15 protein-coding genes are annotated in these 20,192 nt (G+C 72.2%); 9 read left to right on the forward strand and 6 right to left on the reverse strand.

What is annotated here, in order from left to right:
• Window positions 1-7: 7 nt before the first annotated feature.
• Window positions 8-781, reverse strand: coding sequence for an SDR family NAD(P)-dependent oxidoreductase (locus AMK26_RS08000; protein WP_073753553.1), 774 nt, complete (start codon window positions 779-781; stop codon window positions 8-10).
• A 114-nt stretch (window positions 782-895) separates the two neighbouring features.
• Window positions 896-1,567 (reverse strand): MOSC domain-containing protein, encoded by a 672-nt coding sequence (locus tag AMK26_RS08005; RefSeq protein WP_073753555.1) that lies wholly within the window; start codon window positions 1,565-1,567, stop codon window positions 896-898.
• An 80-nt stretch (window positions 1,568-1,647) separates the two neighbouring features.
• Between AMK26_RS08005 and AMK26_RS08010 the strand changes: the two genes are divergently transcribed.
• Window positions 1,648-2,541: a LysR family transcriptional regulator gene (locus tag AMK26_RS08010; RefSeq protein WP_073753557.1), complete on the forward strand. Its 894-nt coding sequence runs from the start codon at window positions 1,648-1,650 to the stop codon at window positions 2,539-2,541.
• Between the two features lie 120 nt (window positions 2,542-2,661).
• Here AMK26_RS08010 and AMK26_RS08015 read toward each other — a convergent pair whose 3' ends face one another.
• On the reverse strand, window positions 2,662-2,982 hold the full coding sequence (locus tag AMK26_RS08015) for a WhiB family transcriptional regulator (RefSeq protein WP_073753559.1): 321 nt from the start codon (window positions 2,980-2,982) through the stop codon (window positions 2,662-2,664).
• A gap of 390 nt (window positions 2,983-3,372) precedes the next feature.
• Here AMK26_RS08015 and AMK26_RS08020 point away from each other — a divergent pair, with 390 nt between their 5' ends.
• The 4 genes from AMK26_RS08020 to AMK26_RS08035 all read left to right on the forward strand — a co-directional run bounded on the left by AMK26_RS08020 (window position 3,373) and on the right by AMK26_RS08035 (window position 7,684).
• A complete protein-coding gene (locus AMK26_RS08020; protein ID WP_003948568.1) occupies window positions 3,373-3,984 on the forward strand; it encodes a response regulator transcription factor in 612 nt (203 codons plus the stop codon).
• A 233-nt stretch (window positions 3,985-4,217) separates the two neighbouring features.
• Complete coding sequence (locus AMK26_RS08025) at window positions 4,218-4,805, forward strand: sigma-70 family RNA polymerase sigma factor (RefSeq protein ID WP_073753561.1); 588 nt, start codon at window positions 4,218-4,220, stop codon at window positions 4,803-4,805.
• 133 nt (window positions 4,806-4,938) lie between these two features.
• Window positions 4,939-6,441 (forward strand): IMP dehydrogenase, encoded by a 1,503-nt coding sequence (gene guaB, locus AMK26_RS08030; protein ID WP_073753563.1) that lies wholly within the window; start codon window positions 4,939-4,941, stop codon window positions 6,439-6,441.
• A 118-nt stretch (window positions 6,442-6,559) separates the two neighbouring features.
• Window positions 6,560-7,684, forward strand: coding sequence for a GuaB3 family IMP dehydrogenase-related protein (locus AMK26_RS08035; RefSeq protein WP_073753565.1), 1,125 nt, complete (start codon window positions 6,560-6,562; stop codon window positions 7,682-7,684).
• 73 nt (window positions 7,685-7,757) lie between these two features.
• Here the strand turns inward: AMK26_RS08035 and AMK26_RS08040 are convergent, their stop codons facing one another.
• Together AMK26_RS08040 and AMK26_RS08045 are read right to left on the reverse strand one after the other, a co-directional pair.
• A complete protein-coding gene (locus AMK26_RS08040; protein ID WP_073753567.1) occupies window positions 7,758-8,243 on the reverse strand; it encodes a hypothetical protein in 486 nt (161 codons plus the stop codon).
• A 143-nt stretch (window positions 8,244-8,386) separates the two neighbouring features.
• A complete protein-coding gene (locus AMK26_RS08045) occupies window positions 8,387-9,628 on the reverse strand; it encodes a nucleotide sugar dehydrogenase (protein ID WP_073753569.1) in 1,242 nt (413 codons plus the stop codon).
• A gap of 255 nt (window positions 9,629-9,883) precedes the next feature.
• Here AMK26_RS08045 and AMK26_RS08050 point away from each other — a divergent pair, with 255 nt between their 5' ends.
• Entirely contained in the window at window positions 9,884-11,590 is a 1,707-nt protein-coding gene (locus AMK26_RS08050; protein WP_073753571.1) for a glycerol-3-phosphate dehydrogenase/oxidase, read from the forward strand.
• 339 nt (window positions 11,591-11,929) lie between these two features.
• Here the strand turns inward: AMK26_RS08050 and AMK26_RS08055 are convergent, their stop codons facing one another.
• Window positions 11,930-12,979, reverse strand: a complete 1,050-nt coding sequence (locus AMK26_RS08055) for a serine hydrolase domain-containing protein (protein ID WP_073753573.1) — start codon at window positions 12,977-12,979, stop codon at window positions 11,930-11,932.
• 158 nt (window positions 12,980-13,137) lie between these two features.
• Between AMK26_RS08055 and AMK26_RS08060 the strand changes: the two genes are divergently transcribed.
• From AMK26_RS08060 to AMK26_RS08070, 3 genes are all read left to right on the forward strand, one after another.
• A complete protein-coding gene (locus tag AMK26_RS08060) occupies window positions 13,138-15,588 on the forward strand; it encodes a serine/threonine-protein kinase (protein ID WP_073753575.1) in 2,451 nt (816 codons plus the stop codon).
• Between the two features lie 137 nt (window positions 15,589-15,725).
• Window positions 15,726-18,290, forward strand: a complete 2,565-nt coding sequence (locus tag AMK26_RS08065; RefSeq protein ID WP_073753576.1) for a protein kinase — start codon at window positions 15,726-15,728, stop codon at window positions 18,288-18,290.
• A gap of 145 nt (window positions 18,291-18,435) precedes the next feature.
• Window positions 18,436-20,190 carry a protein kinase domain-containing protein gene (locus AMK26_RS08070; protein WP_443333151.1) on the forward strand — a complete coding sequence of 585 codons (1,755 nt, stop codon included), beginning with the start codon at window positions 18,436-18,438 and terminating at the stop codon, window positions 20,188-20,190.
• Window positions 20,191-20,192: the final 2 nt, after the last annotated feature.

Genomic DNA, 20,192 nt, shown 5'->3' on the forward strand with positions numbered 1-20,192 from the left:
GAGGGGGCTACTGCGGCCCGTACTTGCGCCCCGCCCGCGAGCTCACACCGCCGAGCACGCTGCGCGGCACCAGCTTCACCACACCCATCAGCGCCTTGTAGCGCGGGTCGGGAATGGACAGCGTCCTGCCCCGCGCCAGATCCGCCAGCGCCGCGGCCACCAGTTTGTCGGCGTCCAGCCACATCCAGCCCGGGATGTTGTCCGTCCCCATCCCCGCCCGCTCGTGGAACTCCGTACGCACGAAGCCCGGGCACAGCGCCATCAGCCGCACCCCGCTGCCCGCCAGGTCGCGCGCCGCGCCCTGGGTGAACTGCACGACCCACGCCTTCGACGCCCCGTACGTGCCACGCGGTACGAACGCGGCCACCGACGCGACGTTCACCACACCGCCGCGCCCCCGGTCCCGCATCGACGCCGTCGCGGCCGCCGTCAGCCGCAGCACCGCCTCGCAGTGCACCTTCAGCATCTTCAGCTCGTCGGCCATGGACACGTCCAGGAACCGGCCCTTGTTGCCGAACCCTGCGTTGTTGATCAGCAGGTCCACCGGCCGCTTCCGGTCCGACAGCCGTGCCTCCACGGCCGCGATGCCGTCCTCCTCGGCCAGGTCGGCCGCCAGGACCTCGGCCTCGATCCCGTGCCGGTCGTGCAGCTCGGTCGCCTGTTCCCGGAGCCGCTTCACATCCCGGGCCACCAGCACCACGTCGCGGCCGTCCGCCGCCAGCCGCCGCGCGAAGGCGGCCCCGATTCCCGCCGTCGCGCCCGTAATCAGTGCAGTCGTCATACGCGGCACGTTAGTGCCCCGCGCGGAGGAAGCAGCGCGCGGTCCCATGGGGCGGCGGACGGGCCACCGTACATGTACGGAGTATCGGGATCCGCCGCACCGCCCGCCGCGGACTCAGGCGCTACGGGTCGTCTTCGCGACGTACGTGAGTGCCGCCTCGCGCACCTCCGGGTCCAGCGCCTCGCCCGCCGCGAGCGTGCGCGGCAGCAGCTCCCGCTGGAGCGTGGACGCCCGGAAGGTCAACTCGACCGTCACCTCGTGGTCCGGCCGGTGCACCACTTCGATCGCGTCACCCGGGCTGATCTCCCCCGGCTCGACGACCCTGAGGTACGGGCCCGGGGCGGCGCGTCGCGTGAACCGCCTGACCCAGCCCCTCTCGCCCAGCCAGCTCGCGAACGTACGGCACGGAATGCGCACGGACGCCACCTCCAGCACCGCCGAACCGATCCGCCAACGCTCGCCTATGAGCGCGGCGTTGACATCGATCCCGCAGGTGGTGAGGTTCTCCCCGAACGCGCCGTCGGCCAGCGGGCGCCCCAACTCGCCCTGCCAGTAGTCCAGGTCCTCGCGCGCGAACGCGTACACCGCCTGGTGGGTCCCGCCGTGGTGGCGCAGGTCGCAGACCGCGTCCCCGGCCACGCCGCTCGCCCCCTGCCCCTTGGGACCCGGATCGGCCACCCGGACGGGGCCGTCGGCCGGCCGCTTGTCGATGCCCGTCGTACCGCTCGGCGCGTCGGTGTATTCCACGGCCTTGGGCCGCCCCACATTGACGGCGAGAACTCTCATGACGACACGCTAGCCCGAGCGCCCTCAAAGCAGCCATCGGATATTTCGCGCGCAGCCCAAGCGAGCCTTATATTCAAAGGGTGATCGAAGCCCGTCATCTGCGCGTCCTCCGCGCCGTCGCCGCCACCGGCTCCTTCTCCGCGGCCGCGCGCGAACTGGGCTGCACCCAGCCCGCGGTGAGCCAGCAGATGAAGGCGCTCGAATCGTCGGCGGGCACGCCGCTGCTGATCCGTACGGGCCGGGAAATGCGGCTGACCCAGGCCGGCGAGGCGCTCGTACGCCATGCCGCCGGCATCCTCGCGGGCCTCACGGCCGCCGAGGAGGAGATCGCCGCCATCGCGGGCCTGCGGGCCGGGCGCGTCCGGCTGGTGTCGTTCCCCAGCGGCAGCTCCACCCTCGTCCCGAACGCCCTCGCCGCACTCCGCGCGGCCCACCCCGGCACCCGGGTCTCGCTCGTCGAGGCGGAGCCGCCCCGCTCGGTGGAGATGCTCCGCGACGGCGACTGCGACGTGGCGCTCGCGTTCCGCTACCGCCCGGCCGTCGCGGAGTGGGACGACCTCGTCGTACGCCCGCTCCTCGCCGACCGCCTGGTCGGCCTGGTCCCGGAGGGGCACCGCCTCGCGGACGCCGGGGCCGTGGCCATCGGGGAACTGGCCGAGGAGTCGTGGATCGCGGGCTGCCCGCGCTGCCGGCGCCAACTCGTGGAGGTGTGCGAGGGCGCCGGTTTCACCCCGCGCATCGACTTCGCGACCGATGACTACCCGGCGGTGATCGGCCTGGTCGGCGCGGGCCTCGGGGTCGCGGTACTGCCCGAGCTGGCCATCCGCTCGGTACGCCCCCGGGGCGCGAGGACCGTGGCGGTGGAACCGGCCGTCGAGCGGGAGATCGTCGCCCTCACCCTCCCCGACCTGGCCAAGGTCCCGGCGGTCGCGGCCACCCTCGACCAGTTGACGCGCGCGGCCGCCCTCGCGTAAGCCCGCTCCACGCGCGCGGCCGCCCTCGCGTAAACCCGCTCCACGCGCGCGCCCTGGCGTAGACCCGCTCCACGCGCGCGTGGGTGCCTGGGAGTCGGGAGCCGGCGCAGAAACGTTCCTTCAGGCGCGGCTCGGCGTCCCGGACGACGTCGTGATGAGACGGTTGCGGGCTCGTCCCATGAGTTCCTCGCGTTCGTCCTCGGTGAGGCCGCCCCATACGCCGTAGGGCTCCCGCACGGCCAGCGCGTGGGCCGCGCACTGCGCGCGGACCGGGCACCGCATGCAGACCTCTTTCGCCGAGTTCTCGCGCGCACTCCGCGCCGCGCCACGCTCCCCCTCGGGGTGGAAGAAGAGCGAACTGTCGACCCCCCGGCAGGCCGCGAGCAGCTGCCAGTCCCACAGGTCGGCGTTGGGTCCGGGAAGGCGGGAGAAATCTGCCATAGCGCATGTCCCCTTGGTTCCGGTACTGAGCGGGTGAGTGGGCTGATACAGCCACGACCGTACAACTACTGTCTAAGTAGATGTAAATATGACTCATTGCGAATCTAGCCACAGACACCGACAAAGTGAAGGAAAAGCCGCTAAATGGGGCATAGCTCTGAGTGAAGCACCGGTGACCTGCGTCGCTCTCCTCCGTACGCGCTCCCTCACGTAGAGTGCCGAAGGGGGAGGGCGTACCCGTAACTCTTTCGAGTGACCGTCGTTGAGAGTGCGGAGGCGGTTGAAAGAACAAGCGCTCGGGCAGATGTCCGGGGGCGTCAACCGCACAGGTGACGATACGTAACCAGCCTGGAGGCTCAAGGTGACGCGCATCAGCTGCGGAGGACGGCCATGACATCCGTCCTCGTCTGCGACGACTCCCCGCTTGCCCGAGAAGCGCTCCGCCGCGCCGTCGCGACGGTGCCCGGCGTCGAGCGTGTGACGACCGCGGCCAACGGCGAGGAAGTCCTCCGCCGCTGGGGCGCGGACCGCTCGGACCTGATTCTGATGGACGTACGCATGCCCGGTCTGGGCGGCGTGGAGACCGTGCGCCGGCTGCTCTCCGCGGACCCCGGCGCCCGCATCATCATGCTCACCGTCGCCGAGGACCTGGACGGGGTGGCGCTCGCCGTCGCCGCCGGCGCCCGTGGATACCTGCACAAGGACGCCTCGCGCGCCGAGCTGCGGGCCACGGTCACCCAGGCGCTCGCCGACCCGACCTGGCGGCTCGCCCCGCGCCGGCTGCGCTCGGCCGAGATGGGCGCCGCGCCCACCCTCACCGCGCGCGAGATCCAGGTGCTGGAGGGCATGAGCCACGGACGCTCCAACGCGGAGATCGGCCGCGAGCTCTTCCTCTCCGAGGACACGGTCAAGACGCACGCCAGAAGGCTCTTCAAGAAGCTGGGCGCATCGGACCGGGCGCACGCCGTCGCGCTCGGATTCCGCTGGGGCCTGGTGCGCTAGCGCGTGACCGTATCGATCCCCGTCCGCCGCCCGGCGGACGGGGCGGCGGAGGCCCGATATCTGTTTCCGGCGCGATGCCGCATCCTTGAAGGGTGGAGTTCCTCGGGGACGAGTCGATCGAGCGGCAGGGGAGGGCGCAGGAGATGACGTCCGGCGCACCTGCTCATAACGCTTCGGTGCACAACAGTGGACGCGGTGAGGCGGGCGAAGAGCCGCCAAGGCACCATGGACCGATGCGCGACGACGAGGCGGCCCATGCCCACGGGGCCATCGGTGCACTCGTACACCGTGCGGTCGAAGGCGACGAGCAGGCCACGCACGATCTCCTGGCCCACGTCCACCCCCTGGCCCTGCGGTACTGCCGTACGCGGCTGAACCGCCTGCCCGGCGACGCGCGCCACTTCGTCGAGGACCTGGCCCAAGAGGTCTGCGTCGCCGTGCTGATGGCCCTGCCGCGCTACAAGGACACCGGGCGCCCCTTCGAGGCGTTCGTGTTCGCCATCGCCGGCCACAAGGTCGCCGATCTCCAGCGGGCCGCCATGCGGCACCCCGGCTCCACCGCCGTGCCCTCCGACGAGATGCCCGAGCGGCCCGACGACTCCCTCGGCCCCGAGGAGCGCGCGCTGCTCAGCGACGACGCGGAGTGGGCCAAGCGCCTGCTCGCCAACCTCCCCGAGAACCAGCGTGAGCTGCTGGTGCTGCGGGTCGCGGTCGGCCTGACCGCCGAGGAGACCGGCCAGATGCTCGGCATGTCCCCCGGGGCGGTACGGGTGGCGCAGCACCGCGCGCTGAGCCGGCTGCGGGCGCTCGCCGAACAGTGAGCCGTCCTTCCCGATGTGGGCCGTACGTGTGAACGTACAAACCTTCTGGGTGATCTTGCTCGTGGAATGAGACACGGCCGCAGGCCGTTAGCATGGACATCCGCACCGATCAAGGCCATTTGGGGAAGGTGTCATGACTGCCAACGTCGACGGAGTGCCCGAGAAATTCGCGACACTCGGGCTGACCTACGACGACGTGCTGCTGCTGCCGGGCGCGTCCGACATGGCACCCGACCAGATCGACACTTCCTCGTACATCTCCAAGAACGTACGGGTGAACATCCCGCTGCTGTCCGCCGCCATGGACAAGGTCACCGAGTCCCGCATGGCGATCGCCATGGCGCGGCAGGGCGGCGTCGGTGTCCTCCACCGCAACCTGTCCATCGCCGACCAGGCCAACCAGGTCGACCTGGTCAAGCGCTCCGAGTCCGGCATGGTGACCGACCCGATCACCGTCCACCCGGACGCGACGCTGGCCGAGGCCGACGCCATCTGCGGCAAGTTCCGCATCAGCGGCGTCCCCGTCACCGACCAGGGCGGCAAGCTCCTCGGCATCGTCACCAACCGCGACATGGCCTTCGAGACCGACCGCAGCCAGCAGGTGCGTGACGTCATGACCCCCATGCCGCTGGTCACCGGCAAGGTGGGCATCTCCGGCGTCGACGCCATGGAGCTGCTGCGCCGCCACAAGATCGAGAAGCTGCCGCTCGTCGACGACGCGGGCATCCTCAAGGGCCTCATCACGGTCAAGGACTTCGTCAAGGCGGAGAAGTACCCGAACGCCGCCAAGGACAAGGAAGGCCGGCTGCTCGTCGGCGCCGCTGTCGGTGTCGCGGGTGACGCCTTCGAGCGCGCCCAGGCGCTGATCGAGGCGGGCGTCGACTTCATCGTCGTCGACACCGCGCACGGACACTCGCGGCTGGTCGGCGAGATGGTCGCCAAGATCAAGTCCAACGCGACGGTGGACGTCATCGGCGGCAACGTCGCCACTCGCGACGGCGCCCAGGCGCTGATCGACGCCGGCGTCGACGGCATCAAGGTCGGTGTCGGTCCCGGCTCCATCTGCACCACCCGCGTGGTCGCCGGTATCGGCGTACCCCAGGTCACCGCCATCTACGAGGCCTCCCTGGCCGCCAAGGCGGCGGGCGTCCCGGTCATCGGCGACGGCGGCCTGCAGTACTCCGGAGACATCGCCAAGGCACTCGTCGCGGGCGCCGACACGGTGATGCTCGGCTCGCTGCTCGCGGGCTGCGAGGAGTCGCCGGGTGAGCTGATGTTCATCAACGGCAAGCAGTTCAAGTCGTACCGCGGCATGGGCTCGCTCGGCGCCATGCAGTCCCGTGGCGAGCAGCGGTCCTTCTCCAAGGACCGGTACTTCCAGGAGGGCGTCGCCTCCGACGAGAAGCTGGTGCCCGAGGGCATCGAGGGCCAGGTGCCCTTCCGCGGCCCGCTGTCCGCGGTCGTCCACCAGCTGGTCGGCGGCCTGCGCCAGTCGATGTTCTACGTCGGCGGGCGCACCGTTCCGGAGCTTCAGGATCGCGGCCGGTTCGTCCGGATCACCTCGGCGGGCCTCAAGGAGAGCCACCCGCACGACATCCAGATGACGGTCGAGGCGCCGAACTACAGCAGGAAGTAATTCAGGAAGTAGCCCACGCGCGCGTAGGGGGCGGTTCCGGCATACGGCCGGGAACCGCCCCCCACGCGTGTGTCGGGGATACTGGTAGGCGCAGACGTAGAGGGAAAGGCCACACATCGTGACTGAGATCGAGATCGGGCGCGGCAAGCGCGGCCGCAGGGCGTACGCGTTCGACGACATCGCCGTCGTACCGAGCCGGCGCACCCGGGACCCGAAGGAGGTCTCGATCGCCTGGCAGATCGACGCCTACCGCTTCGAGCTGCCGTTCCTGGCCGCTCCCATGGACTCGGTGGTCTCCCCGCAGACCGCCATCCGCATCGGCCAGCTGGGCGGCCTCGGCGTCCTCAACCTCGAGGGCCTGTGGACCCGGTACGAGGACCCGCAGCCGCTGCTGGACGAGATCGCCGAGCTCCCCACGGAGACCGCGACCCGCCGTCTGCAGGAGATCTACGCGGCCCCGATCCAGGAGGAGCTGATCGGGCAGCGCATCAAGGAGGTGCGCGACTCGGGCGTGGTCACCGCGGCCGCCCTCTCGCCGCAGCGCACCGCCCAGTTCTCCAAGGCAGTCGTCGACGCCGGGGTGGACATCTTCGTCATCCGCGGGACGACCGTCTCCGCCGAGCACGTGTCGGGCGCCGCCGAGCCGCTGAACCTGAAGCAGTTCATCTACGAGCTGGACGTCCCCGTCATCGTCGGCGGCTGCGCCACCTACACCGCCGCCCTGCACCTGATGCGTACGGGCGCGGCGGGCGTCCTCGTCGGCTTCGGCGGCGGCGCCGCGCACACCACCCGTAACGTGCTGGGCATCCAGGTCCCGATGGCCACCGCCGTCGCGGACGTCGCGGCCGCGCGCCGGGACTACATGGACGAGTCCGGCGGCCGGTACGTCCACGTCATCGCGGACGGCGGCGTGGGCTGGTCCGGCGACCTGCCCAAGGCCATCGCGTGCGGCGCCGACTCGGTGATGATCGGCTCCCCGCTCGCGCGGGCGACCGACGCGCCGGGCAAGGGCCACCACTGGGGCATGGAGGCCGTCCACGAGGACGTGCCGCGCGGCAAGCTGGTCGACCTCGGCATCGTCGGTACGACCGAGGAGATCCTGGCCGGCCCGTCGCACTCGCCGGACGGGTCGATGAACTTCTTCGGCGCGCTGCGCCGCGCGATGGCGACGACGGGCTACAGCGAGCTCAAGGAGTTCCAGCGCGTCGAGGTCACCGTCGCGGACGCCCAGCACAAGCGCTGACCCGCTGGTCGTACGTACGCGTGAGGGGCCCGCACCGGACGACGGTGCGGGCCCCTTCGGCGTACGCCGCGTCCTAGGAGTTGGCCTTCTTGGCGCCCGCGAAGGCGGTGACCGCGGCGAGGGCGAGGAAGAGGTACGTCATGCCGTCCGCGGCTTCCTTCCACGCGTCCATCAGCGTGCCGGAGTCCTCCAGGAGGATCTCGGGCGCGGACCCGCCGACGAGGTTGCTGAAGATGACCGCTATCGCGACCAGCTGGCCGAGGTAGACGGCACCGATCGACAGGATCGCGGCGATGACGGGCAGCGCCGGGCTGCGGCCACCGACCTTCGCGGCGGCGAAGCCGACCAGGAAGCCGACGCCGACCGCGGCGTACCCGATCTCGCGCTCGATCGCGCCACCGATGGCGCCGTACGCGACGGCGGCGACGAGAGCGGCCACGAGCGCGACGACCACACCGAGCGCGACATTGTTCCGCGCGGGGGCCGGCGCGGGCGCGGGCGGGTACGGCGCCTGACCTGCGGCGAACGGGTTGCCGGGCGGCGGGGTGGGCTGGCTCATGCTGGGAATCCCCCTGGGTTGGTTTTCACAGGTCTGTACGCACTTGTGTGCGCATAAGATCGCTGTGAGTTCAGAGGGCCGGAGACTAGCAGGCCGGTCCGACAATCGGGCCGGGCTTTTCTCCGTGGTGCCGCCCGGGCCCGTTACAGGCGGTGGGCCGCGCCCGCCGGGGTGACCCCGCGGGTGTCCAGGAGGAGCTGCGCCTTCACCGCCAGCCCCTGGAGGTCGTACGTACGGTGCTGCTGGAGCAGGACCGTCAGATCGGCCGCGGCGGCCGCCTCGTACAGGGAGTCCGCCCGGGGGACGGGCAGGTCGCGGACGCGCCAGTCGGCGACGTACGGATCGTGGTAGCTGACCACCGCGCCCATGTCCATCAGGCGGCGGGCGATCTCGGTCGCGGGGGAGCCCTCCTGGTCGGCCAGGTCGGGCTTGTAGGTGACGCCGAGCAGCAGGACGCGGGCGCCGCGCGCGGACTTGCCGTGCTCGTTGAGGAGCGTGGCGCAGCGCTGGATGACGTACTGCGGCATGCGTTCGTTGACCTGGCCCGCGAACTCCACCAGGCGCAGCGGGCGGTGCGGGCCGATCGTGTCGACGGGGACGCCGTGGCCGCCGACGCCGGGGCCGGGGCGGAAGGCCTGGAACCCGAAGGGTTTGGTCTCGGCGCACCGGATGACGTCCCACAGGTCGACGCCGAGTTCGTGGCAGAGCACCGCCATTTCGTTGACCAGGGCGATGTTGACGTGGCGGAAGTTGGTTTCCAGCACCTTGACGGTCTCGGCCTCGCGGGTGCCGCGGGCCCGTACGACCTTGTCGGTGAGGCGGCCGTAGAAGGCGGCGGCCGATTCCGTGCAGGCGGGGGTGAGGCCGCCGATGACCCTGGGGGTGTGGGCGAAGTCGTGGGCGCGGTTGCCGGGGTCGAGGCGGCCGGGGGAGTACGCGAGGTGGAAGTCGCGGCCGGCGGTGAGGCCCGAGCCTTCTTCGAGCAGCGGGCGCAGCACGTCCTCGGTGGTGCCGGGGTGGACGGGCGATTCGAGCAGGACGGTGGTGTTGGGGCGCAGCCGGGCGGCCAGTGCGCGCGCCGCCTCGGCGACGGCGGTGAGGTCCGGTGTGCGGTCGGTACCGACGGGTGTGGGGGTGCAGATGACGGCGGTACGGACCCGGCCCAGTTCGGTGGGGTTGGTGGTCGGCCGGAAGCCCCCCGAGAGCATCCGGCGGATCTCCGAGGCGGTGAGCGAGCCGTCGACCGGTGGACGGCCGGCCGCCAGCTCCGCCACGGGGCGCGGGTCGGTGTCGTAGCCGATGGTGTCGATACCGGCGGCTGTGGCGGCTTGGGCGAGGGGCAGTCCGAGGTGGCCGAGGCCGATGACGGCGAGGTCTGCGGGCATGGGTGATGCCGTCCTTCCCAGTAGCCGGAGTGGACGAGACGCGCAAGTCCTGTGGACAGAACGAGCGCAGCGCAATGTCAGACTAGGCGTAAATATGACCGTTATGCGGCATTGTGAGCCGTGGTTCCGCCGAGTGTTGTCCACAGGCGGTGGCTGAAGTCGGAGGGCCGGGACAGAATCGAGTCTGTGAGCCCGACCACACGGGGCCCAATCGGGGACCGTACGGGGACCACACGGGGGCGACGGGAGGCAGCGGTGAGGACAGCGACACTGGGACCCGCCGAGCGCGCCGAGGCGCTGGCGGCCATGGCCGATCGTGAACTGGACGTGCTGGTCGTGGGCGCCGGAGTCGTCGGCGCCGGGACGGCTCTCGACGCGGCGACACGCGGCCTCGCCACCGGACTGGTGGAGGCCCGCGACTGGGCCTCGGGCACCTCCAGCCGGTCGAGCAAACTGATCCACGGCGGGCTGCGCTATCTGGAGATGCTGGACTTCGCGCTCGTACGGGAAGCACTCAAGGAGCGCGGGCTGCTGCTGGAGCGGCTGGCCCCGCACCTGGTGAAACCGGTGCCGTTCCTCTACCCGCTGCAGCACAAGGGCTGGGAGCGGCTCTACGCCGGCACGGGCGTCGCGCTGTACGACGCGATGTCCGTCTCCTCCGGACACGGGCGCGGACTGCCCCTGCACCGGCACCTGTCACGGCGGCAGGCACTGCGCGTGGCCCCGGCGCTGAAGAGGGACGCCCTCGTCGGGGCGCTGCAGTACTACGACGCGCAGATGGACGACGCGCGGTTCGTGGCGACGCTCGTGCGGACGGCCGCGAGCTACGGCGCGCACGTCGCCAGCCGGGCACGCGTCATCGGCTTCCTGCGCGAGGGCGAACGTGTCGTCGGTGCCCGCGTCCAGGACGTGGAGGCGGGCGGCGAGTACGAGGTCCGGGCCAAGCAGGTCGTCAACGCGACCGGGGTGTGGACGGACGACACACAGGCCCTGATCGGGGAGAGGGGCCAGTTCCACGTACGGGCGTCGAAAGGCATCCACCTGGTCGTGCCCAAGGACCGGATCCACTCGAGCACCGGGCTCATCCTCCGCACCGAGAAGTCCGTGCTGTTCGTCATCCCATGGGGCCGCCACTGGATCGTGGGGACGACCGACACCGACTGGGACCTGGACAAGGCGCACCCGGCCGCGTCCAGCGCCGACATCGACTACCTGCTGGAGCATGTGAACAGCGTGCTGGCGGTGCCCCTCACCCGCGACGACGTGCAGGGCGTGTACGCGGGCCTGCGGCCGCTGCTGGCCGGCGAGTCCGACGCGACGAGCAAGCTCTCCCGCGAACACACCGTGGCCCATCCGGTGCCCGGCCTGGTCGTCGTGGCGGGCGGCAAGTACACGACGTACCGGGTGATGGCCAAGGACGCGGTCGACGAGGCGGTGCACGGCCTCGACATGCGGGTGGCCTCCTGCGTCACCGAGGACGTGCCGCTGCTGGGCGCCGAGGGCTACCGGGCCCTGTGGAACGCGCGCGCCCGGATCGCCGCCCGGACGGGACTTCACGTCGCGCGCGTGGAGCACCTGTTGAACCGGTACGGCTCGCTCGTCGAGGAGCTGCTGGAGCTGATCGTCGCCGATCCGAAGCTGGGAGAGCCGCTGGGCGGCGCCGACGACTACCTGCGGGCCGAGGTCGTCTACGCCGCGTCGCACGAGGGCGCCCGGCACCTGGACGACGTACTGACCCGGCGCACCCGCATCTCGATCGAGACCTTCGACCGGGGAACGCGCAGCGCGCGGGAGTGCGCGGAACTGATGGCGCCGGTACTGGGCTGGGACGAAGGGCACATCGAGAAGGAGGTGGAGCACTACGAGAAACGGGTGGAGGCCGAACGCGAGTCCCAGCGCCAGCCGGACGACCTGACAGCGGACGCGGCCAGGCTGGGCGCACCGGACATCGTGCCGCTCTAGCGTTGTGGGCGCACAGGTCCACCAGGTTGGTGGTCGCGGCGGTCGGATGTGCGGTCACGTGCGATCCGACCGCATGGGGGCACGGTGGTCGAGCCTGTGCGTGCCCGCAGGCTGACCGGCGAGGAGGGTCGGCGGTTTCAGCGGATGATGCGCCCTGGATCGCCGGGCCAGCACGAGTCCGGTGCGGCACCGGCGCGATGATGCTCCTGGCCTCGGGCCTCGGGAACCGGATGCCGCTGTCGGCCCTGTTCTCCGATGACCCCAGGCCGGCGGCGGCATCCGAGGTCTGGGCGCCGGGAGCCGAGGACTTGTGGGGCTCCTGGTTACCGGGTGTGCGGTTCATGGGCAGAACTCGGCGTCGAGGAGGGCTGGTTCCAGGGCGTCGAGGGTTTCGTCGGGGACGGCGTCCGTATTGACACGGAAGGTGACGGTACGTCGGCCGTCGCGCGTCGTGGCGGTGCGGACGTAGCTGCCGGTGATGTGTCCGTTGTGGCCCCACACCGTGGTGCCGCAGGAGAGCGTGCGCGGGTAGATGCCCATGCCGTAGCGGCCGTTCGCCGGGCCGGTGTCGAGCAGTTGCCGGAGCTGGGGTGCGGGGAGGAGGCGGCCGGAGAGCAGGGCGGCGTAGAAGCGGTTCAGATCGTCGAGGGTGCTGACCAGTTCGCCCGCGGCGTCCGCGGTGCGCGGGTCGAGCGCGGTGACGTCCCGGCCGGTGGCGTCGTACGCCTGGCCGTGCGGCGAAGGCAGAGCCGTGCGGGCGCCGGGGAACGAAGTGCCGGTGAGGCGCAGCGGGCTGATGATGCGCCGACGGGCCTCGGCCGCGTAGGGGTGGTCGGTGACCCGTTCGATGACGAGGCCGAGCAGGACGTAGTTGGTGTTGGAGTACGCGTAGCGGCCGGCGGGGCCGGGCGGGTGGGCCAGAGCGCGGCGGACGGCCTCCCGAGCGGTGGACCGCGCCGTGGGTGACGGGCGACTGCTGCCGTGGGTGTAGTCCGGCAGGCCGCTGGTGTGGGTGAGCAGGGCGCGCAGCGTGACGCGCCGGCCCGCCTCGCCGGGGACCAGGCCGGGCAGATGGCGGTCGACCGGGTCGGCGAGGCTCAGCCTGCCCTCGGCGGCGAGTTGGAGCACGACCGTGGCGATGAACGTCTTGGTGATGCTGCCCGCGCGGAAGCGGTCGGCGCGGGCGATGCCCGGACCGGCTGCCTGGAACTGCGACGCCGTGGGCGAGGCGGACAGCATCGCGGCGGCCGGGGCGTGGCCCTCGGAGACGAGCCGGGGCAGAACGGCGGAGGGAGGGATGGGGGAGGGTTCCCCCGACAGCGGGCCGGCACCCAGCGCGAGCAGGGCGGTGACCAGCGGAGCGGCGACCCGCGCGCGGGGCAGTGGCATCGTGTGGTCCCTTCTTCGGGGCCCATCCTGGCGGACGGAGGACCCGGGAGTTTCGCCGGTCCCGGAGTGAGAGACAATGGACGCTCTTCCAGGGCGGGTTACCGCATCGCGCGGAAGCGGCAGGCGCGGGCGAGGATCAGGGATCGCAGAGGGGACGCATGTCGGGAGCGGAGCAGTCGCGGAACGCGGCTCGGGAACCTCAGCGGGACGCGGCGAAGCCGGGCGTCGGGGCGGACGTCGGGCCGGACACGGAACCGGGCGCCGAACCGGCCGAGGACGCACCCGCCACGTCGGGCACCGGGCCGGTCAAGGACGCGACCATGAAGCTGGGCGCGGGCCGCGCCGAGGCGGCGGCCGACGAGTCCGGCGGCCCCTCGGGCAAGGACGCGGGCGACACATCCGGCGCCGGGGCGGACGCGGACTCGGGCTCGGGCTCGGGCTCGGACTCGCGCTTGGGTGCGGATGCGGATGCGGGTACGGGCTCGGACTCGGGTACGGGCTCGGACGCGGACGCGGACGCTTCGGTGCCCGCCCCCCGGTCGGGCAAGGGCGGCGCGGGTGCGAGTGCCGGTGCGGCCACGTCCGGTTCCGGGGCTGATGAGCCGTCCGGCAAGGCGTCCGGGGCCTCGGGTACGGGCGGTTCGGTGCCCGGGGCGCGGTCGGGTTCGGCCAAGGGTGCCAAGGAGCCGGGGGACGGAAGCAAGGCGTCCGGAGAGGCCGGCGGCGGGCGCGGCGGTGACCGGGCCGGTACGGCGTCAGGTGCGCGGCCCACGAACGAAGGGCGGCTGCTCGCGGGACGGTACCGGCTCGGTGGCGTCCTGGGACGCGGCGGCATGGGCACCGTCTGGCGGGCCGTCGACGAGACGCTCGGGCGCACCGTCGCCGTCAAGGAACTCCGCTTCCCCAACAGCATCGACGAGGACGAGAAGCGCCGCCTCATCACGCGTACCCTCCGCGAGGCCAAGGCGATCGCGCGGATCCGCAACAACGGCGCCGTGACGGTCTACGACGTCGTCGACGAGGACGACCGCCCCTGGATCGTCATGGAGCTGATCGAGGGCAAGTCGCTCGCCGACGCCATCCGCGAGGACGGCGTCCTCACGCCCAGGCGCGCCGCCGAGGTGGGGCTCGCCATCCTCGACGTCCTGCGTTCCGCGCACCGCGAGGGCATCCTGCACCGTGACGTGAAGCCGTCCAACGTCCTCATCGCGGACGACGGCCGGGTCGTCCTCACCGACTTCGGCATCGCGCAGGTCGAGGGCGACCCGTCCATCACGTCGACGGGCATGCTCGTCGGCGCGCCCTCGTACATCTCGCCCGAGCGGGCCCGCGGCCACAAGCCCGGCCCGGCGGCGGACATGTGGTCGCTGGGCGGCCTGCTGTACGCGTGCGTGGAGGGCTGCCCGCCGTACGACAAGGGCTCCGCCATCGCGACGCTGACCGCCGTGATGACCGAGCAGCTCGACCCGCCGAAGAACGCGGGCCCGCTGGAGGAGGTCATCTACGGCCTGCTCCACAAAGACCCGGCCAAGCGGCTCGACGACGCCGGCGCCCGCGTCCTGCTCAATGACGTGATCCACGCGCCCGAGACGCCCGTGGCGCCGCCGGTGTCCGAGCCGTCGCCCGAGGTCACGCGCATCGTGCCCCTGCTGCCGCTGCCCGGTGAGGAGACCACCGCCAAGCCCAAGGGCGTGGACGACCCGGCGGCGGAGCGGGTGCGCGGCGCGCTGCGTTCCGTACGCAACGCGGCGGCGTTCGCCAAGGCGGAGCCCGCCACCCCGCCGCAGACCGCCGACCGGTCCGCGCCGGTGGCTCCCACGCGGGCACCGCTCACCGACGTGGTCTCGCGCCGCACGCTCGTGGTCATCGCGGTCGTCGTCGCGCTCGCCGTGGTCGCCACCGTGCTGGCCATCGCACTGAGCGGTGGCGACGAGCCGGGCGCGAACGGCCAGGGCACGCCCGGCACCGACCGGACCGCGTCGGCCGGTTCCGCGGTCGCCCAGGGCGCCACCGCCGGGAACGGGAACGACGCCAAGCCCGACGAGGCCAAGCCGGACGAGACCAAGCCCGACGGCCAACAACCCGGCGGCGGGGGCGGCGACGGCAGCGGTGGCGCAAAGCCGTCCGAAGGGACGGGGAACGGCGCGGCGTCGCTGCCGGCCGGGTACGCCATGGTCAGCAACGACCAGTTCCACTTCACCATGGCCATGCCGTCGAGCTTCCGCATGCACGCCATAGCGGGGGACAACTCGGGCGGGATATTCAGCGAGAAGAAGGGCGGCTTCCCGCGCGTCCAGGTCGACTTCGGCAGCAGCCCCAAGGACGACGCCGTCAAGGCATGGCAGTCCGCCGCAGTCGGATTCCGGGTCAGTGGCTACAAGCACCTCGGCATCGAGAAGGTCGACTACAAGGGTTATCCGACGGCCGCCGACTGGAAGTTCGAGCGTGACCAGAACGGTGAACGGGTACGCGTGCTCAACCGGGGCTTCAAGGTCGATGCCCGACGCGGTTACGCGATCATGATCACCTGCAAGGCCGCCGAGTGGGACGGCGCGGAGTGCAGGACGCTGCGGGACACGGCGTTCGCGACGTTCAGCCCCAAGGACTGACCAGGGCCACGTATCGTGAGAGCTCGTAGACCGTACGCAGCCGGAATGGGCGGGTAACTGCACGCGGGACGACCGGTTTTGACGGTTTCGTACGGTCTGGAAGCCGGGGGACAGCGCGCTCGTGGGGAGGCGGCGTCGTGGACGACTACGCGGGAAGGGTGCTCGCCGACCGCTACCGCCTGCCCTTGCCGCCCTCCGACGAGTACGAACTCGTCGAGACGCGCGCCTTTGACACCTACAGCGGCCAGGAAGTGCTGGTCCGGCAGCTTCCGTTGCCGGAGGTCGTCGACGCCGAGGTGGTGGACCCGGACGTCTCGGGCGTACCGGCCGGGTCGCGCGTGCCGCCGCGCAGACCGGCGACCGGCCGGGCGGTCCGGAGGTCGTCCGATCCGGCGGTACGGCGGGCGATCGAGGCCGCTCAGGCAGCGGCGCAGATCCCGGACCACCCCCGGCTCGACCAGGTTTTCGACGTCTTCGCCGAGGCCGGGTCGCTGTGGATAGTGAGTGAACTGGTGGCGGCCCGCCCGCTGGCGGCGCTGCTCGCGGAGAAGCCGCTGAATCCCTACCGGGCGGCCGAGATCGGCTCCGACGTGCTCACCGCGCTGCGCGCGCTCCACGCGCACGGCTGGGTCCACCGGAACATCACGGTGCGTACGGTGCTGGTCTGCGACGACGGACGGGTCGTGCTCACGGGCCTCGCGGCGGGCGCCGCGGAAGAGGCTCTGTGCGGGTACGCCCCGGTCCCGGACCCGGACCCGGACCCGGACGCCGACGACGACTTCCCGCACGCCGTACCGGCCGCTTCGGAACCGGCCCCCGTGCCGCCTCTTCCCGCCCTCGCGCCCGGGTACGAGCTGGCCGCGCCCACGCTCCCGGAGGCACCCGCGCCGGACGGCCGCACTGCGCCGGAGGGCCGCCCCGCGCCGGACAGCCGTGCCGCCCGGGCCGGTGCCATCGCCGCGTACCGGGCCGGAGCGCGTGCCGCCGCCCGCGCCGGTGAGGCGGGCGCCGCCCTCTCCTTGCCGCCCCCGCCAAGGGGCCCCGCGGCCCCGGCGGGCGGCACCCAGGACGAATACGAACCGCGGTGGTGGGCGCAGGCCGCGGACCTGGACGACGACGAGGACGACGACGAGGACGACGACACCGGCGAGGGCGAGGCCGACCGCGGAGCCCCCCGGCGTGCCCTGCTGGCCGGCACCTGGAGCGACGGGCCGGGCGGCCCCGGCCACGGCCCCGGCTCCGTTCCGGCGGGCGGCGGCGTCTCCCCGTACGGCACCAGGGACGCGCTGCGCGCCGACGCCCAGCGCCGGACGCACGCCCCCGACCCCGCCCCGGGCCCCACCCCCGGCCCCGCCGGACCGGGCCGCTGGGACGACGTCGTCGCGGGCGCCCCGGCCCCCGCCCCCGCGTACCGGGGCCCGGCCACGCCGCTCGCCGCCGAGCGCGCCCGCCAGGCCCGGATCGCCGTCGTCGGAGCCGTGACGGAGCGATGGGCGCCCGAACAGGCCGGGCCGGTCCACGAGACCTGGCAGCTGGCGCCGCCGATCGGCCCCGCCACCGACCTGTGGGCGCTGGGCGCGCTGCTCTACCGCGCGGTCCAGGGCCACGCCCCGTACCCCGAGGAGAGCGCAGCCGAGCTGGTCCAGATGGTGTGCGCCGAGCCGCCCGCGTTCGCCGAGGAGTGCGGCCCGCTGCGCCCGGTCGTCGAGTCGCTGCTGCGCCAGGACCCGACCGAGCGGCCGGACTTCGAGGAGCTGCGCGGCTGGCTGCGCTCGCTCATCCGCTCGGCACCCGAGCCCGACGCGGGTACCGCCGTCGTGCCGATGCCGTCCGTCGACGCCGCCCGCCTGCCCGTCGTACGCCGCCGGGGCGAACTCGTCCGCAGGCGCCGCCCCGGCGCTCCCGGCACCACCCACGGCCGCCACCGCCACACCAAGAAGACCAAGCCCGGGACCAACGCCCCCCGGGCCCCGCGCGCCCTCGGCCGTACGCTCCTGCTCGTCATACTGCTCGCGCTCGCCGCCGCCATCGCGTACGCCGTGATGTTCATGCCCAAGGCGGAACCGCAGCCCCGTGGCCAGGCCCCGCAAACGTCTCAGCAGCCCCAACCGCCCCAGCAGCCGCCACAGCGGACCGAGGCCCCACAGCAACAACAGCCCACTCCCAGCGGCCCCGCACCCTCCACCAACACCGTCAGCCCCGGCTCCTCCGGCTCCTCCGACCCAGCCGGCTCACCCGACATGGCGGACGGTTACGCCGTGCGCGACGACCCGGAGGGCTTCCGTATCGGTGTCGACAAGAGCTGGCGGCGCAGCCCCATCAACGACGTGGGCCAGGTCCGGTACACCGGCGGCGACTTCACCCTGATCGTCGTCCCCGGCCGGGACACCGTCCAGGCCAACGGCAGCGACCCCCTGGAGTACCAGCGCACCAAGGAGCGCGAGCTGCAGCCCTGGCGGGAGTCCAGTTGGGCGACCGCTTCCGGGCTGCGCCGGATAGACGTCGGCCGACAGGTCATGGCGGAGGGGCAGTTCACCTGGTCGGACGCCAACGGCCGTGAGGTGTACGTCCGGAACCTGGCGCTCGTCGTCGGCGACCGCTACCACGTCGTCCAGGTCATCGGCCCGGAAACTGAGCGTGACAAGGTGTCGGAGATCTACCAACAGGCGGTCGGGGTCTACCGCTCCACGCGCACGTCCTGACAAATGCGTCCGAAACTCTCCCGGAACCCCAACTACGCATCACAGAGCGGTCTCCTTGGCAACCCCGAGGTTTCGGCCACGGCGCAACCCTCCGTAACCTGTCCTCCGAAGGAACGAGCGGGGGACAGTGGAACACTCTCAAGGCATGGGCGCGGGAAGCGTACTCGCCGGGCGCTACCGGCTGAGCGAGACCATCGGCCGCGGCGGCATGGGCAAGGTCTGGCGCGCCCACGACGAAGTGCTGCACCGGACCGTCGCCGTCAAGGAGCTCACGGCCGGCAAGTACGTCTCCGAGGCCGACCGGGCCGTCCTCCACGCCCGTACGCAGAAGGAGGCACGGGCCGCCGCCCGCATCACCCACCCCGGCGTCGTCACCGTCCACGACGTCCTGGAGCACGACGACCGGCCCTGGATAGTGATGCAGTACGTCGACGGGCCCTCGCTCGCCGACGCCGCCAAGGCGGCCGAAAATCGCCGTATCGACGCCTGTGAGGCGGCCCGCATCGGACTGCACGTCCTGGGCGCGCTGCGTGCCGCGCACGCCGCCGGAGTGCTGCACCGGGACGTCAAGCCGGGCAACGTCCTGCTCGCCCGCGACGGCCGTGTCCTGCTCACCGACTTCGGGATCGCCGCCATCGAGGGCGACTCCACCATCACCCGTACCGGAGAACTGGTCGGCTCCATCGAGTACCTGGCCCCCGAGCGGGTACGCGGCGGTGACCCCGGCCCCGCCTCCGACCTGTGGTCACTGGGCGCCACGCTCTACACCGCCGTGGAGGGCACGCCGCCCTTCCATCGCACCTCGCCGCTCAGCGTCATGCAGGCCGTGGTGACCGAGGAGCCACCGCCCGCCGAGCACGCCGGCGCCCTCGGGCCCGTCATCACCGCGCTGCTGCGCAAGGACCCGGCCGACCGCCCGGACGCCGCCGAGGTCGAACGCATGCTGCTGGAGGCGATGGAGGGCCGCGCCCCGGCCGCCGCCCAGGCGTACGTCCCGACGCGGTCCATGAGCCGGGAGGACCTGGCGGCCGCGACCGCGGGACCGCCGGGGTCGGATCACGGCGGCCCGGATCACGGCAGCCGGGAGCACGGCAGCCCTGAACACGGCAGGCACGGCACCTCGGAGTACGGCGCCTCGGAGTACGGCGCCTCGGAGGCGGAGGCTCCCGGCCGGAAGGCCACGGGCGAGGAGACGGCGGGCGCCACGAGTGCCCCCGCGACCCCAGGCCTCACCGGCGACCAGGCCGACGCCGACGCCGCCACCGCCACTCCCGCCGCCCACAATCCGTCACCTCCCCGCAGCCGTTGGCGCACGGCCGTCCTCGTGACCGTCCTCGCCGCCGTCGTGGGCAGCGCCGCGGGTTTCGCCGTGATGCGGTACGGGAACGACGACACGACCCGGAACGACGACGCCGCCGCCCACCGGGACGGGGCGGCACAGACCGTTCCGGATGGCTGGGAGCGGGTCAAGGACCCGTCGGGTTTCAGCCTTCTCGTACCCGAGGGCTGGAAGCGCCGGACGCAGGACGGTCAGATCGACTACACACCCGACAACGGCCGCCACCTCATCCGTATCAGCGTCGACGCCTCACCGGACTTCGAGAATCCCTGCCTTCACATGCTCGATATCGAGAAAGGGCTGAAGAAGCGGCTTCCCCAGTATGAGCGGAAGGAGCTGCACTCCAACACGTTCCGTGATCAACTGGAATCCTGTCTGTGGGAGTTCACCTGGGTCGAGAAGAACGCCAACGCGGGGGAGCGGCACGCGATCGACCAGGTGTACTACGCGGACGACGGAACCGAGTACGCGCTGTTCATGTCCGCTCCCGCGGCCGACTGGCCGGAGACCCGGGAGCAGTTCGACATCATGCTGCGCGGCTGGCGTCCCGCCGAGGAGTGACC

This window comes from Streptomyces sp. CB03234, assembly GCF_001905885.1.
Classification (GTDB): domain Bacteria; phylum Actinomycetota; class Actinomycetes; order Streptomycetales; family Streptomycetaceae; genus Streptomyces.

Coding starts and splice junctions, on each gene's coding strand:
- AMK26_RS08000 (WP_073753553.1), bottom strand. CDS start 781: ATGACGACTGCACTGATTACGGGCGCGACGGCGGGAATCGGGGCCGCC.
- AMK26_RS08005 (WP_073753555.1), bottom strand. CDS start 1,567: ATGAGAGTTCTCGCCGTCAATGTGGGGCGGCCCAAGGCCGTGGAATAC.
- AMK26_RS08015 (WP_073753559.1), bottom strand. CDS start 2,982: ATGGCAGATTTCTCCCGCCTTCCCGGACCCAACGCCGACCTGTGGGAC.
- AMK26_RS08020 (WP_003948568.1), top strand. CDS start 3,373: ATGACATCCGTCCTCGTCTGCGACGACTCCCCGCTTGCCCGAGAAGCG.
- AMK26_RS08025 (WP_073753561.1), top strand. CDS start 4,218: ATGCGCGACGACGAGGCGGCCCATGCCCACGGGGCCATCGGTGCACTC.
- guaB (WP_073753563.1), top strand. CDS start 4,939: ATGACTGCCAACGTCGACGGAGTGCCCGAGAAATTCGCGACACTCGGG.
- AMK26_RS08040 (WP_073753567.1), bottom strand. CDS start 8,243: ATGAGCCAGCCCACCCCGCCGCCCGGCAACCCGTTCGCCGCAGGTCAG.
- AMK26_RS08045 (WP_073753569.1), bottom strand. CDS start 9,628: ATGCCCGCAGACCTCGCCGTCATCGGCCTCGGCCACCTCGGACTGCCC.
- AMK26_RS08055 (WP_073753573.1), bottom strand. CDS start 12,979: ATGCCACTGCCCCGCGCGCGGGTCGCCGCTCCGCTGGTCACCGCCCTG.
- AMK26_RS08060 (WP_073753575.1), top strand. CDS start 13,138: ATGTCGGGAGCGGAGCAGTCGCGGAACGCGGCTCGGGAACCTCAGCGG.
- AMK26_RS08070 (WP_443333151.1), top strand. CDS start 18,436: ATGGGCGCGGGAAGCGTACTCGCCGGGCGCTACCGGCTGAGCGAGACC.